The organism is Acinetobacter sp., assembly GCF_036666595.1.
In the GTDB taxonomy this organism is placed as follows: domain Bacteria; phylum Pseudomonadota; class Gammaproteobacteria; order Pseudomonadales; family Moraxellaceae; genus Acinetobacter.
Window position 1 is genome coordinate 183262 of record NZ_JAVWVO010000003.1, and the last position, 14911, is coordinate 198172.

Here is a 14911-nt window from a genome sequence, read left to right on the forward strand (position 1 = left end):
ATTTTTGCTTTACGCCTAACACCTACAGCAATAATCACTTGGCTGTTTAACAACTGTTCGCTTTATAGATGATTTATTGTTTAGTCGTTTTCAATTTTGCTAAGATATTGCCATTCATACAATAGCTGTTCATAGCGCATAAATACACACGGTAAGCGGTGTCGCTCGGTCTATTTTTATATTGTGCATTTTCAAAGATTTAAGGATTTCACCTACATGAGCAATTCGGGAATCATAACTGATTTGTCCACCCTCACTCCCATGATGCAACAGTACATGGGCGTCAAAATGCAACATCCGCACTCTTTGATGTTCTATCGTATGGGAGACTTCTACGAGCTGTTTTTTGAAGATGCACACAAGGCCGCTAAACTTCTCGGGATTACCCTGACCCATCGTGGCAAAGCCAATGGTGAACCCATCCCTATGGCAGGTGTTCCTTACCATGCAGCTGAAGGCTACCTTGCTCGCTTGGTGAAAAAAGGCGAAACCGTCGTCATCTGCGAGCAAATTGGTGAGGTTACAGGTAAGGCCCCTGTTGAGCGTGGCGTTGTCCGGATTATTACACCGGGTACGCTGACAGATGATGCCTTACTGACTGCACATCAAAGTTCAAACCTTGTGGCGCTTTGCGTACAACAAAACGAAATTGGTATTGCATTGTTAGATTTAAGTGCGGGGTTATTCAAAGTTCAGCAACAAGAGTTTCAACTTGAACAACTCGGTATTGAACTGTCTCGCCTCATGCCAAGTGAAATTTTGGTCGATGAAAATATTGTCGACCCCAACATCATTGAACACATTAAAAAACTGCTCGACTGCCCTGTAACACGCCGTCCAAATGTCGACTTTAATTTAAACAATGCACAAAAAACCTTATGTGATCAGTTTACTGTATCCACGTTAGCTGGTTTCGGTATTGACCATTTGCCACTTGCCAAAGCAGCAGCAGCATCCCTAATTCATTATGCCAAAGAAACGCAAAAGACTGCCTTACCACATATTCGCTCTATTCAGCTTGAACAAAGCGGTGATTTCATTGCGCTTGATCCTGTGACACGTAGAAACTTAGAGTTGGTTGAGCCTCTGTTTGAACACGGCACGTCATTATTCCAACTCATCAATGACTGTCAAACAGCAATGGGTGGACGTTTACTCAGCCGTACGCTGATGCAACCGTTACGTGATACCAAGCTCTTAGACGCACGTTTAGATGCCACCAAAAGCCTTGTGGATGGTTACCATGAATCGCCAGTCCGTTTAGTATTAAAAGAAATTGGAGACATTGAACGTGTTCTCAGCCGTGTGGCTTTAGGCAGTGCCCGTCCACGTGACTTAGTGCAGCTGCGTCAAGCCTGTGCGCAAGTCCCTTATTTACGTCATGCCATTCAACCCGTGATCCAAAGCAAACAGTCCGCACTCATTACCCAATTGAATGAGGAATTGGGTGATTTCCATGGCTTACATCAACGTTTAATGTCTGCCATCGTTGAACATCCACCTGTGCTTTTACGAGATGGAAATGTAATAGCGGAAGGTTTCGATCATGAACTCGATGAACTCCGTAAAATCCGAGATCATGCAGGACAGTACTTGATCGACCTTGAAATTCAAGAACGTCAAAATACTGGAATTTCGACCTTAAAAATTGGCTATAACCGTGTCAGTGGGTACTACATTGAACTGACCCGTGCGCAAGCCGAGCAAGCGCCTGATCACTACATTCGTCGTCAAACCTTGAAAAATGCTGAGCGTTATATCACCCCTGAGCTAAAAACCTTTGAAGACAAGGTGCTTTCGAGTGAATCCCGTGCATTAGCTCGCGAAAAAATGCTGTTCGAAATGCTTTTAGATGAACTCCGCGCCGACATTGGTCATTTACAAATGATGAGCAGTGCTATTGCGCAGATCGACCTCTTAGCTAACTTTGCACATCAGGCTCGCTTACGCAATTGGTCACGTCCTGAGTATAGTCCAGAAATTGGGGTTAAAATTATTGCTGGACGTCATCCAGTGGTTGAGGCTTTGAATAAGGCCACATTTACACCGAATGACACGACGCTTGATTTCAACCACCGTATGGCCATTATTACTGGTCCTAACATGGGTGGTAAATCAACCTTTATGCGCCAAACAGCTTTAATTAGCCTATTGGCCTATTGTGGCTCATATGTACCAGCCCAATCGGCAGTATTAGGTCCTATTGATCGAATCTTTACCCGTATTGGTTCTGCAGATGACCTATCTACAGGCAAATCGACCTTTATGGTGGAAATGACCGAGACCTCGCAAATCCTACATCATGCAACCAATCAGTCTTTGGTTTTGATGGATGAAGTTGGTCGTGGCACCAGTACTTATGATGGTTTATCTTTAGCATGGGCTTGCGTACTTGACTTAACCAAACGCATTAAATGTTTATGTTTATTTGCCACACACTACTTTGAACTGACCGAGCTGGCCAAAGAAACTGCTATTGATAACTACCATGTCACCGCAAAAGAACTCAATGGCAACCTCATTTTGTTACATAAAGTCCAACATGGGCCAGCGAGCCAAAGTCACGGCTTACAGGTAGCAAAATTGGCGGGTATTCCTGCCAGTGTGATCAAAGAAGCACAAAATCGTCTAAGAATTTTAGAGAAGCAACAACTGCAAAAACCTAAAGTCGTTCAAAATGATTTGTTTGCTGCAATAGAAACACCTGAACTTGAAATTATTGAGCGTGTAATCGAAATTGAGAAACCTTCTGCCGCACTTGAACTACTCAAAAGTATTGATGTCGATAATTTAAGTCCACGTGAAGCCTTACAGCAGCTTTATGCATTGAAAGATCAGTTACATTCATAGTGGTTTTCTATTTTTGTAACCCATTTAGACCGTCAAAATGACGGTCTTTTTTATTGTCAAAAGCCGTTTTCAGCAGAATATTCAGTTTTTATTAAATTTAACAGCCGTGCATATAACAAATATCAATAAAAGCAATTGTTAGTTGGTGCTGTTTTTGCCTAAAATACACATTAGTTATTAGAACCATATTTTTAGGTAGCCTTCGCCATGACCTTTGTTGTCACTGAAAATTGTATTAAATGTAAATATCAAGACTGCGTAGAAGTTTGCCCAGTAGACTGTTTCTATGAAGGTCCAAACTTTCTAGTGATCAATCCAGATGAGTGTATCGATTGCGCACTGTGTGAACCTGAATGTCCAGCAAATGCAATTTTCTCTGAAGATGAACTGCCAGAAGGTCAAGAAGTATTTATTGAACTAAATGCTGAGTTATCACAAACTTGGCCGAACATTACCCAGATTGGTGACCAACCTGCTGACCGTGAAGAATGGAACGGTAAAGCAGATAAGTTACAATTCTTAGAAAAGTAAGCCAGAAAAAGATCAGCATAGGCTGATCTTTTTTTATACCTAAAACACACATTTGATTGCAATATTTCCAATTTTTCCTCACAAATTTGGATTAAAATAATAGGCGTATTTTTTAAATATTTGATTTCTATAATGAAGAAATTTTTAAAGGGATTATTTGCGGTTAGCATAATCCCCTTGGTGATGATTGGCTGTACGACTTCATCTCACAAAGGCAAGACCATCACCACTCCTGATGGAAAACGTATTTTTATCCCACAAGAGAAAATTAGTTTTGACCGCCCTGCTCCACCTAAAATTATTCCTTATACCTACAATTCATGGATGTCTGTCGGTGACACGCTAGCACGCGTACGTGAGTATGAAGTTTTTCTTGAACGCAATGGTGTGGGAAATATCATCCCAAGCTTTGAACTGCTCAGAACAGCGCGTGATTGGCAAAAATGTGGTCGTTCACAGTACATGATTCCAAACCGTGAACTTTGGAAAAACCAAATTGCGACCTTAAAAGTTTTTAAATACTTAGTTGCAGCCAAAGTACTGACCGATTTTGAAGTCACTTCAGTTTATCGAGATCTGCCTTTAAACCAATGTGCTGGCGGTGCAAACTCGTCACGCCACTTATTCAATTCTGCCATCGATTTTCGAATTGGGTCTGAAAACCCGCAACCCGAAGATTATGCTTATATTGAAAATACAAAATATCGTCTATGTCAATTTTGGACCCAACATGGTCAGAGCTTGAACATGGGCTTAGGTTTATATGCTTCTGGCCAGATTCACATTGATACTCAAGGATATCGTACATGGGGCCCAGACCTCAGTCGCAATTCTTCGATGTGTAGTTACTAATCTTTAAAAATTAAAAGGGGTCAATATGACCTCTTTTTTTTGAGCATTGATTTCAACAAATATGGTCGGAAAAATTGCACTCTGAAAATAAAAGTTTAAAATGCTCCACATCGCAACCAAGGTGAACATGCTATGCAACAAATGTGGACAGAGATTGATAACTATATCGATGCACATTTAATTCCTGAAGACTCCATTCTACTGCAAACTTTAGAAAATACAGAGAAGCATGGTTTTCCAGATCACTTAGCTGTTGCACCGAACCAAGGCATGCTTTTACAAATGCTGATTCAAATGAATCAGTGTAAGCGTGTACTAGAGCTCGGCACTTTTGCTGCCTATAGCACCATGTGGTTAGCGCGCGCTTTACCTGAAGACGGTTATATTTTAACGATTGAAGGGCGTGATACGCATGCCGCGATGGGTCAAGAAAATATCGACAAAGCTCAGCTCAAACAAACGGTTGAACTCAAATGTGGACGTGCAGCAGATATCCTTAAATCACTGCCCACAGACATTGAACCTTTCGACTTTATTTTTATTGATGCCGATAAACAAAGCTACCCAGAGTATTTGGAATTAAGCCTGAACCTATCGCATTCAGGTACTTTGATTTTCCTCGATAACGTGATTCGTGCAGGCGATATTATCAATCCTGAAAATCACAAACCAAGTATTGAAGGGATTCGAGATATGTTCAAAGCGATGCAAAACCATCCGAAAATTTTGTCGTGCACCGCACTTCAAACGGTCGGTAGCAAAGGACATGATGGCTTTGCCTTAGCCATTGTAAAATAAGCCAAAACTTAGATTAAAAAACAATCGATTAATTTAAGCTTATATAAATTATAAACTTACATTTACTGTCCATATAGTTATCCACAATTAATGCGGATAACTATGGATAAAACAGTTCCAATTTAGAGAAATCACTCTAAATTAACGGGCGACCAGTAAGGGAACTTTGGCATTCCTAAAAATGGTGGTTGCAATACTGCCCAAGAAGAACTGATGAATTTTACTGTGGCTGAATGCACCGAGCACAATCAGTTGTATGCCATGCTCATTTTGGTATTCCAGAATATTTTCAGCCACGTCGCCATAACGATATTCTGTAATCACATCCAAATTTGCATCTTTCAAATATTGTTCAGGCTCTCTTAAAATTTCAGGGTGGTCACCGACATAGACCAAATGGCATTGTAAGAGGCGCAGTAGATCACTTTGCGCAATCCGTTTCATCATCTTCACACACGTCGGTGAATACTCGTAAGCAAAGATAAAGCGCGTAGGTGGCTTAAAGCTATCACCTACCGTCATGACGGTACAGTTTGCGCCACGAATAAAGTTCTCGACATTACTACCCAATGGTTTATTGCGTTCAGCCGATTTCTCACCCACACGGCCAATCACCACAATGTCATCTTCATGCAATAAGTTAAAACTTTGCTCTAGAAAATCACCTTTTTCTTGAATATGCGTCGTATGCAGGCCATGCGTTTCGAGAATGAGTTTCGAAATATGATCGAGTAGATTATTGCTGTAACTGAGCGCAAGTTCACTTTGTTTTTGCTCTAATTCAGCCAGCTCTTTGAGCAACATTGCATTGCTTTCAAATCCAATTACCCCACTAATTTCACCTAAGTGATAACTTGCAGGATAATAATCCAAAACTTGTAAAAGGACCAATTCCCGCCCCGTCTGTTTTGCAATCCACGCCGCAGCTTCTGCTAGGGCATTGATACAAGGGGAAGAATCAATACATGCAATGACTCGTTTCATTCTCGCCTCTCATTACACCGCATTTGGTATAAGGTCTCATTGTTGTTCTAAACTTAGCATATCTTTTTTTTTGATGGCAGGTTTTTATGTAATTAAGTATTGATAAATGTTCAATATTCTTTGATATCTTAATCACGTAAACGAATAAACTGAGCAGGATTGCCAGCAACAATCGATTGCTCAGCGATATCTTTGGTCACCATGCTATTCATCCCCACCACAGCATGTGCACCAATTTTCACCCCATCTTTCACGCCCACATGTGCACCTAACCAAACATCCCGACCAATTTCTATCCCTTGTGAACGCACAGGTTGTTGATAAATCGGATCACTGAGCGCCATGCCATGATCAAAGGCATATAAGTGACAATAAGCCGCAATACGCACTTGATCATGTAACTTAATCCCCACACGACCACCATCTAAAATACAATGATGGTTGATCGCGACTTCGCTGCCAATCTCTAAAGGCCCATGCAAAGTACAATCGGCAGCAATAAAAGTGTTGTCCCCAATGACAATTTTACGACCAGGCTCTGCAAATATGTGTGCCAATGGAGAAATAAAACAGTTTTGACCAATTTCAACGGTTTCCATTTCCATTAGATAAGCTTGGTATTCTTGCTGCCATGCTTCAGCCCACACACGGTTTTTAGGCTTGAGTGACCAATATAACCAGGGCATATAGTTTAAGCGATGCTTATGCTGCTCACGATATTTTAATAAGGGATCAGTCATGATGGTCATCCACAATTTTTAACGCTTCACGCCCACGGGTTACGTCTTGTATTTTAAGTCTGAGCGCTTCAATCTGATGCACTTGTAATAATGCTTCTACAAGTACGCCATCAGCAGTATATTGCTCATTAAACTCAATCTGCTGGCTATTCAGCTCGTACTGGAAAATTGCCCATTCATTAAATTGGCAGGCAAAATGCACTTTTTTCTTCTCAATGAGTTCTATTTTTTCAGCCAACAGTAAACACTGACCTGCTGTTCCACCATAAGCACGTACCAGCCCGCCTGTGCCTAACTTGACGCCACCATACCAACGATTGACTAAAACCAAAATATTGGTTAGTTCATTGCCTTCAATGGCCGCTAAAATAGGACGACCTGCAGTACCTGAGGGTTCACCGTCATCATTAAAACGAACATTGTGACCAATTTTCCATGCCCAGCACTGATGCGTGGTGCTGATATCTTTATACTGCTCTAGGAAATCTTTAACAACTTGTTCATTTTCTACAGGCACAGCAAAAGCTTGAAAACGACTTTTTTTAATGTCTTCTTCATAGCTCACTAAACTAGAGATGGTAAATGGCATAGCATAATTTTTAAAAATTTCACAAAAAATTATAACGTATTTTCAATCAGCTATCGTATGAAAATAGCTTTTCGCTTTAAGCCCACACGAAATTAAGAGATATGCATACTATGTAGCATGCTAAAAAAAGCAATTTCAAAAGGATAGTAGAGCGCGCAGTTTGAATATAAAGGAATGCCCTATTCTTAATTCAATGCAAAGCGATGGATTAAAAATATGAGAGGGATATCTGCGCCAATTATTTTCATTGGCGCAGAACAATCTTATACAGTGAAGTCGTCACCAAGGTAAACTTGACGCACGGTTTCATTGGCTAAGATTTCATCTGGAGAACCTTCAGCAATCACCGCACCCTCACTCACGATATAAGCACGTTCACAAATCGCCAAAGTCTCACGAACGTTATGGTCCGTAATGAGAACGCCAATACCACGGTCTTTTAGAGTACGAATAATATCTTTAATGTCCCCTACTGAAATTGGGTCAACCCCAGCAAAAGGTTCATCGAGCAACATAAATTTTGGATCGGCTGCCAGTGCACGTGCAATTTCAGCACGACGACGTTCACCACCAGACACACTCATACCCAATGAATCTTTAATATGGCTAATTTTGAAATCGGCCAGCAACTCATGCAGACGCTGTTTACGTTGTTCTTTGTTCAGGTCTTTGCGCGTTTCCAAAATCGACATAATATTTTCAGAAATGGTGAGTTTTCTAAAAATTGAGGCTTCTTGAGGTAAGTAACCAATGCCTTTACGCGCACGTTCATGCATGGCCAAATCAGACATGTCTAGGTCATCAAGATGAATTTCACCTTTATCCATACGCACCAGTCCAACCACCATATAGAAGCTGGTGGTTTTCCCTGCACCATTGGGACCAAGTAAACCTACAATTTGTCCGCTTTGCATGCTAAAAGATACATCTTTCACTACCCAACGCTTACTGTAGTTTTTCGCAAGATGCTTAATACATAGGGTTTGTGGCTGATTGAGAGTTTGCTCCATTAGTCACGCGCTCCCGGGAAGGATTGAGAACCTGAAGGTGGAATCACAATTTGAACACGACCGCTCGACGAACCACTGTTATTTGGTGTGCCAATCGCTTCGATATCCCCTTTATTCATACTATAACGCAATGTATTACCGCGAATACTGGCACCATCTTGTTCTAAAAGTGCACTTCCCGATAAGGTAATAATGCCTGTTTCTGCATTATAAATAATTTTTTGCGCCTGACCTTTGGCAATGCCTTTATTGGTACTGACTTGCTGCTGGAAACGCGCAGGCTTACCATTGGCCGTAATGGTGCTAATTTGACGGGTTTGATTTAAATTGGCAACAATCGAATCCGCTTGTAGTTTCATCGTGCCCTGTTCAATGATGACATTGCCGGTGTACGTCGTTACACCCGTTTTTTCATTAAAAGTTGCACGATCCGCCACCAACGAAATTGCTTTACTACGGTCACTTGGCAGTGCCAAAGCAAAAGTTGAAACAGCCACACCTAAACTCAGTGCAAGAGTCTGCTTGAGGAAAGTTTTCGAAATAGAAAATTTTGGATTATGGTTCATACTTTCCTCGAATATGGAAAAAGTCATATTGACCCGTATTTAAATTCGCTTTTAAGCCCTGACTAACAAATTCGGCTTGTGGTGTCGTAACAACCACTTGATGTTGAGATTCAAGTTCACGCGTCTGTGGAAACGCAGTCAGTTCTGCGGTCTCAAACTGCATCTGACCTTGATCCAACATTTTCTTTGCAACCACTTGGTTTGTCAGAACGACTTTTTCGTTGTCATTGATCCCATTGGCTTGCTTGGCATAGAAAGTCGCATCCACTTTTCCATCTTTATACATCTCAGCATTTAAGTTCTCTAACTTAGAGGTCTTCTTTTGCATGTCCTGCTCAAGACGATCTACTTTTGCGCGGACGTATAAATTACCCTGCTCATCTGTTTGAGTCAGTTGGATCTGCTCAGCAGAATAGGTCATGCTTTGCGCACCATCGACCTCGAGCTTTTGCCCTTTTCCGCTGTAATAGTAATAACCACTACTGATAGCTGCAATGGCTACAGCAGTGATATATAAAACTTTAGTATCCATAAATGTTAACTAAACTCTCATGCATGCATACAGATTAATGCGGGACTGCGGTGTACTTTTCAAGTAAAGTTTCGTATACGCCTTTGGCTTGTAAAATCATATCGCAGATTTCGCGTACCGCGCCACGTCCACCCATCGCTTGAGTCACCAAATCGGCACGACGACGCACTTCTAAATGACCATTTGGCACGGTTACTTTCATGCCTGCAATAGCAAATGCAGATAGGTCAGGCCAGTCATCACCCATGTATAAACAGTCTTCTGGTGAAATATCAAATTTTGCACAAGCCTCGCGCAGTGCAACACCTTTGTCTTCACGGCCTTGATAGACAAGGTCCACACCCAAATCAGACATGCGTTTTTCTACAATCTGACTTTTACGACCCGTGATAATAATCACTTTCACACCAGCTTGCTGAACCAGTTTCATGCCTAGACCATCACGGATATCAAAAGATTTGATTTCGTCTCCCGAGTTGGTCAAAGTCACAAAACCATCACTTAAAATACCATCGACATCCAAAACTAGAGCTTCTACATAACGCGCTTGTTCTAACAAAATATAAGAAGCCATTTTTTAATTTACCCCAGCTTGAATCAGGTCATGCATACTCAAAACACCAATGACTTTATTGCTCTCATCAACGACAACAAATTGGTTAATTTTCTTTTCATTCATTCGCTCTAATGCTTCAACAGCACGCGCTTCAGGTGAAATGGTGAGCGGGCTCTTAATCATCACATCAGACACCGCTAAGTTCACATCAAAACCTTGCTGTTTATCAATCAAACGGCGTAAGTCACCATCAGTAAAAATTCCTAATAGATGATCATTGTCATCCACAATTGTGGTCAAACCTAGGCGTTTGTTAGAGATTTCGTACAGAACTTTGTTCATTGCTGTATCTGGAGACACTTTCGGTAGTTCGTCTCCAGTGTGCATTAAATGCTTCACATGTAATAACAAGCGTTTACCCAAAGCACCCGCAGGATGCGAGCGTGCAAAGTCATCGGAAGTAAACCCGCGTGCATCTAACAGTGCAACAGCCAATGCATCACCCAAAGCTAAAGTCGCCGTTGTACTCGATGTTGGTGCTAGACCTAATGGACACGCTTCTTGGATATTACCTAACGTTAGCGCCACATCAGCATTTTGTGGCATCGGCCCACGCTCATCACCACTGATTGTAATTAAAGGCACACCCAAATATTTGATCAAAGGCATCAGCATCATGATTTCATCACTCTTGCCTGAGTTTGAAATCGCAATCAGCACATCACCTGCAACCAACATCCCCAAATCACCATGCCCCGCTTCACCTGGGTGCATAAAGAATGATGGCGTACCTGTAGAGGCAAAGGTGGCTGCCATTTTTCGGCCAATATGCCCTGATTTACCCATGCCAGTAATGACTAAGCGACCTTTGCACTTTAAGATAATTTCACAAGCACGGCTAAAACGATCATCGATTTGCTTAGCAAGTACCGAGAGTGCCTGACGCTCTATCTCTAGTGTTTCTAAAGCAACTTTTTGGAAATCAATGGGATTTGACATATTTTCAGAATTCAACGTTGTTTTACCTGAACCGTGTGACGAAATGAAACGTCAGCACATAAAAAATAATTTTCGCAATTTTATCATATCTCTGTAGACAACTAGCGCGGAAATCTTTGGATTTTCACAACATATCTACAAATGTGTTTTGCTGATGATGGAAGACCTTTGTTTCAAGTGCATATAGCTCGTTACCTTTTTATTATTTTTTCTTTCGGCCACGTATGACTGCACACCTTTCACACTAAGAGGCTCTTATTTATTCCGTAACTTAAGTGAAATAAAAAGTAGCTATCACAAAACTAAACAATGTCGCTAATTCAATTATTTCAATGCTTGCACCAATGGTATCTCCCGTCACACCGCCAATACGCTGTATAAATTTATACCGTAAATACCACAGTACAATATAAAAAGTGGCAATCACCACAGCACCAATCCATGCCCAATACAAAGCCACCAAAGGCGTAAGCAGTAAAATTGCTATTGCGATTGGTCGTGCTAAATGTTGGCTCAATTGGCTGCCGAGTCCTTTAGCACGCACATAGTCTGTACTTAAAAAGAAAAATAGCGGCACGAGACGCCCTAAGACAGGAAATAGAATGAGTACGATATAGCACTGCTGCTGCAATAAAACATACAATGCTGACCATTTTAATATGCACACAATAACAAGACTGAGTACACCTATAGGCCCACAACTCGGATCTTTCATGATCTCAAGTGTACGCGCTTTATCGCCAAAACCACCGACCCAAGCATCTGCGGTGTCGGCTAAACCATCCAGATGTAAACCACCCGTCAGCCAAATCCATAGCACCAGAACCACACTGCTTAACAGCACAAGTGGCAAAGCATGCAATAACAGGACAATCCCATACAGAATGCCGCCTATGAGCAAGCCCACCACAGGATAAAATAACAGTGCTTGCGCATTTTGCTGAGGTGCTGGCATTGTGCTTAAACGAACTGGAAACATCGTTAAAAACTGCAGTGCAATCCAAAAAGGCGTCATTACGCGCCCTCACTTTGAATAACCTGAAGTTGCCCTTGATCGAATACAAAGCTGTTCAACTGCCCCAACTCCGCAGACATTTTTAAAAGATCGTTATCATTTTGCTTCAGCGCTTGGCATTTTAATAATTTGATTACGCCACCATGGGAAATAATCAACGCCCGTTGCCAGCCTTGCACATGCATTTGCTGGGTTAACGTCTCTACAGACTCTAGAACACGACTTTTAAATGTCAATAAGCTTTCTGCCTGAGGCGGGGTAAAGCTTAACGGTGTTTGCCAAAATTGAGCCAATTCATCTGGGTAGAGTTGATAGAGTCGCTCAGTCGACTGAGCCTCCCATTCCCCAAAATCCATTTCTTGCAAATTCGGTTCTATAAATAAAGGAAGCTGTGTTTGCCCCGCCCATTGCTCTGCAAACAAACGGCAGCGCTGTAATGGTGAGCTATAAATGACATCCCACGCCTGACTAACCTGCTCAGCCTGAGCGATAGTAGACTGCATTTGCATCCATCCTTTCTCCGTCAAAGCATCGTCCGTTTTACCCCGTAGGGTATGACTTAAGCTGGTTTCGCCGTGGCGCAGAAAATCTAAATACAACATCTCTAAACTTTCTCACCAATCACTGCTGCTTCAGCAAATGTTGCCATCTCATTGTGTAAGCGGCAGGCTAGCTTGATCAACCCCAGTGCAGCTCCTGCTCCACTGCCTTCACCTAAACGCAGATTCAGCTTCAATAAAGGCATCGCTTTAAGTTCTTCTAACAAACGGACATGACCATATTCAGCCGACTGATGCCCAAAGAGCATCCAAGCACGAACCTGTGGATTTAAGCATACTGCGAGCAATGCCGAAACAGTACTGATAAACCCATCCACCACTATCGGTAGACCCAATTGCGCACAGCGAATATACGCAGCTGTCATGGCTGCAATTTCAAGTCCACCCACTGCACATAAGGCTTTAAATGGATCGTTCCCGACATATTGGGCATGGAGTGAAAGTGCTTGATCAATCACCTGTTTTTTATGTATCAATTGTTCAGTACGGATACCCGTTCCAACACCTGTTAACTTTTCAGCGGGTTCAGCCAATAAAAAACAAGCGACAGCTGAGGCTGAACAGGTATTTCCAATGCCCATCTCACCCGCAACATAGATATCTGCCCCATAAGCGATGGCATCTTCCACACTTTTTTGCCCCAAAGCAAAAGCAGCTTCACATTCAGCTTGAGTCATGGCTTGAGTTTGAGCAAAGTTCGCCGTCCCAGCACGGATGCAGTGGCGTTCAACCCCGACATATTCATAAGCTTCACCGACCGAACCACAGTCGATGACTTGTAACTTGGCTTGATACTCTTTGGCAATCACACTAATACACGCCCCGCCAGTTGCGAAGTTCTGCAACATTTGACGTGTCACCGCTTGTGGATAGGCAGAAATATTTTCTTCCATCACCCCATGATCACCTGCAAAAATCGTAATCCATGGGTGGTCAATCTTGGGTTGTACAGTGTTTTGCAAACTGGCTAAGGTCACTGCAACCGATTCAAGCTCCGACAACGATCCCGTTGGCTTAGTCAACTGTGACTGGCGTGCTAGGGCTTGAGCCAATACAGACTCACTCGGACTTTGACATGCTTCTAACCACCAACTCACACTTGTTCTCCTTTTAAAATCATTGGAAATCCTGCTACGCAGAACACCACTTTTTGAGCAATTTGACCTAACTGCTGATGCAACCGCCCTGTTTCATCGACAAAGCGACGGCTGATTTGTCCCATTGGAACCACACCTAAGCCTGTTTCATTGCTCACTAAAATTAGCTCGGACTGTAAACTTCCTACAACATCTAACAACTTCTGGCATTCTTGAACTTGCAAATCTGGGTCAGTATGCATCAGTAAATTACTCATCCATAAAGTCAGACAATCGACCAAAATGGTTTGGTTTGAGCGATCTAATTTGACCAACTGCGCTGCAAGATAAATGGGTTCCTCACACAGTCCCCAATCTTCGGGTCGTTGTTGCTGATGGTGTTGAATACGCGCTTGCATCTCCCCATCCAAGGCTTGTGCAGTTGCCACATAAACCACAGGCTGCGCCAACTGTTGTGCAATTTGCTCCGCCAAGCGGCTTTTCCCCGAACGTGCACCACCTAAAATCAGCTGCATTGCGCACTCCCCAACTCAATTTGTGCATGTGAAACCAATGGCCCTTGTAGGACATGTGCCTGATAAAACCCAAACGTGAGCTTTGAGATATTTAAGCTATACTTGATAGCTTCAATTTCAGCCATACGTGTCAATACATGATCACTGCACACTGCTTCACGGTATAGACCTAATGTAATATGTGGACAATAACTTAATGCCGCGACTTCCTGCGAGGTTTGCAGCAATGTTTTTCTAATTTTATCCAACACGCCTGCGGTATCATCCACTTTTAAAAATAAGGCACTTTCAAAACTATTTAATTCACCCATCTGTAACTGAAAAGTTTCTAGCTTTAAATTTTTAAGGCGTTCAAGCTGCTGATTCAGTTGCACTCGACTAAAGTCATCCGACTGTGTTGCCTGTTCAACCCAAAAACCTGCAACAAATAAGGTGATATGAAACTGCCGTTGGTTTGGTTGATAAAGTAGATCTAAAAACTGCTCACGAAGCTTTGTTAAATAGCTGATCAAAACGGGATCATCCACTTCAATATACCAAAGTGCATAGCGCTCTCGTCCCAAATGCCATTCAGGATAGTCTCGAACTTCGGTCGGTACTACAGTGCTATGGGGTTGAAGAAACAAAATTTTATTCACAAATTAGGATGAATAATTTAAGCATATTTTTGTCAAAATTATGGGCTGAAACACCGAGATAATTTCACATTTAAATGAA

17 protein-coding genes are annotated in these 14911 nt (G+C 42.1%); 4 read left to right on the forward strand and 13 right to left on the reverse strand.

Annotation, left to right across the window (positions count from 1 at the left end):
* The first annotated feature begins 216 nt into the window (after positions 1 to 216).
* From mutS to RR876_RS06080, 4 genes are all read left to right on the forward strand, one after another.
* Positions 217 to 2850 (forward strand): DNA mismatch repair protein MutS, encoded by a 2634-nt coding sequence (mutS, locus tag RR876_RS06065; RefSeq protein WP_332476828.1) that lies wholly within the window; start codon positions 217 to 219, stop codon positions 2848 to 2850.
* 207 nt (positions 2851 to 3057) lie between these two features.
* A complete protein-coding gene (gene fdxA, locus RR876_RS06070) occupies positions 3058 to 3381 on the forward strand; it encodes a ferredoxin FdxA (protein WP_332476829.1) in 324 nt (107 codons plus the stop codon).
* A gap of 132 nt (positions 3382 to 3513) precedes the next feature.
* Positions 3514 to 4233, forward strand: a complete 720-nt coding sequence (locus RR876_RS06075; RefSeq protein ID WP_332476830.1) for a D-Ala-D-Ala carboxypeptidase family metallohydrolase — start codon at positions 3514 to 3516, stop codon at positions 4231 to 4233.
* Positions 4234 to 4365: 132 nt separating this feature from the next.
* The gene (locus RR876_RS06080; protein WP_332476831.1) at positions 4366 to 5031 is read left to right on the forward strand and encodes an O-methyltransferase; all 666 of its coding nucleotides are present in this window, start codon (positions 4366 to 4368) and stop codon (positions 5029 to 5031) included.
* Between the two features lie 141 nt (positions 5032 to 5172).
* On the opposite strand, the gene RR876_RS06085 is transcribed toward RR876_RS06080, so the two are convergent.
* The 13 genes from RR876_RS06085 to RR876_RS06145 form a co-directional block, all read right to left on the reverse strand.
* Complete coding sequence (locus RR876_RS06085; RefSeq protein WP_004696353.1) at positions 5173 to 6015, reverse strand: universal stress protein; 843 nt, start codon at positions 6013 to 6015, stop codon at positions 5173 to 5175.
* 128 nt (positions 6016 to 6143) lie between these two features.
* The gene (locus RR876_RS06090) at positions 6144 to 6755 is read right to left on the reverse strand and encodes an acyltransferase (RefSeq protein WP_125273462.1); all 612 of its coding nucleotides are present in this window, start codon (positions 6753 to 6755) and stop codon (positions 6144 to 6146) included.
* Positions 6748 to 7344, reverse strand: a complete 597-nt coding sequence (locus tag RR876_RS06095; RefSeq protein ID WP_332476832.1) for a YigZ family protein — start codon at positions 7342 to 7344, stop codon at positions 6748 to 6750. Before RR876_RS06095 ends, RR876_RS06090 begins: the two co-directional genes overlap by 8 nt.
* A 263-nt stretch (positions 7345 to 7607) precedes the next feature.
* Positions 7608 to 8354, reverse strand: coding sequence for an LPS export ABC transporter ATP-binding protein (gene lptB / locus RR876_RS06100; protein WP_004696348.1), 747 nt, complete (start codon positions 8352 to 8354; stop codon positions 7608 to 7610).
* Positions 8354 to 8920 (reverse strand): lipopolysaccharide transport periplasmic protein LptA, encoded by a 567-nt coding sequence (gene lptA, locus RR876_RS06105; protein WP_004696346.1) that lies wholly within the window; start codon positions 8918 to 8920, stop codon positions 8354 to 8356. The genes lptB and lptA overlap by 1 nt, the downstream gene beginning before the upstream one ends.
* Positions 8910 to 9452 carry an LPS export ABC transporter periplasmic protein LptC gene (lptC, locus tag RR876_RS06110; RefSeq protein WP_004696345.1) on the reverse strand — a complete coding sequence of 181 codons (543 nt, stop codon included), beginning with the start codon at positions 9450 to 9452 and terminating at the stop codon, positions 8910 to 8912. Before lptC ends, lptA begins: the two co-directional genes overlap by 11 nt.
* Positions 9453 to 9486: 34 nt before the next feature.
* Positions 9487 to 10026, reverse strand: coding sequence for an HAD-IIIA family hydrolase (locus RR876_RS06115; protein WP_332476833.1), 540 nt, complete (start codon positions 10024 to 10026; stop codon positions 9487 to 9489).
* Positions 10027 to 10029: 3 nt separating this feature from the next.
* A complete protein-coding gene (locus RR876_RS06120; protein WP_004982125.1) occupies positions 10030 to 11007 on the reverse strand; it encodes a KpsF/GutQ family sugar-phosphate isomerase in 978 nt (325 codons plus the stop codon).
* A 271-nt stretch (positions 11008 to 11278) separates the two neighbouring features.
* A complete protein-coding gene (locus RR876_RS06125; protein ID WP_332476834.1) occupies positions 11279 to 12022 on the reverse strand; it encodes an adenosylcobinamide-GDP ribazoletransferase in 744 nt (247 codons plus the stop codon).
* Positions 12022 to 12624 (reverse strand): histidine phosphatase family protein, encoded by a 603-nt coding sequence (locus RR876_RS06130; protein WP_332476835.1) that lies wholly within the window; start codon positions 12622 to 12624, stop codon positions 12022 to 12024. Before RR876_RS06130 ends, RR876_RS06125 begins: the two co-directional genes overlap by 1 nt.
* Before the next feature lie 2 nt (positions 12625 to 12626).
* Positions 12627 to 13679 carry a nicotinate-nucleotide--dimethylbenzimidazole phosphoribosyltransferase gene (gene cobT, locus RR876_RS06135; RefSeq protein WP_332481870.1) on the reverse strand — a complete coding sequence of 351 codons (1053 nt, stop codon included), beginning with the start codon at positions 13677 to 13679 and terminating at the stop codon, positions 12627 to 12629.
* A complete protein-coding gene (gene cobU, locus RR876_RS06140; RefSeq protein ID WP_332476837.1) occupies positions 13676 to 14194 on the reverse strand; it encodes a bifunctional adenosylcobinamide kinase/adenosylcobinamide-phosphate guanylyltransferase in 519 nt (172 codons plus the stop codon). Before cobU ends, cobT begins: the two co-directional genes overlap by 4 nt.
* On the reverse strand, positions 14185 to 14832 hold the full coding sequence (locus tag RR876_RS06145; RefSeq protein WP_332476838.1) for a 2'-5' RNA ligase family protein: 648 nt from the start codon (positions 14830 to 14832) through the stop codon (positions 14185 to 14187). Before RR876_RS06145 ends, cobU begins: the two co-directional genes overlap by 10 nt.
* Positions 14833 to 14911 lie beyond the last annotated feature (79 nt).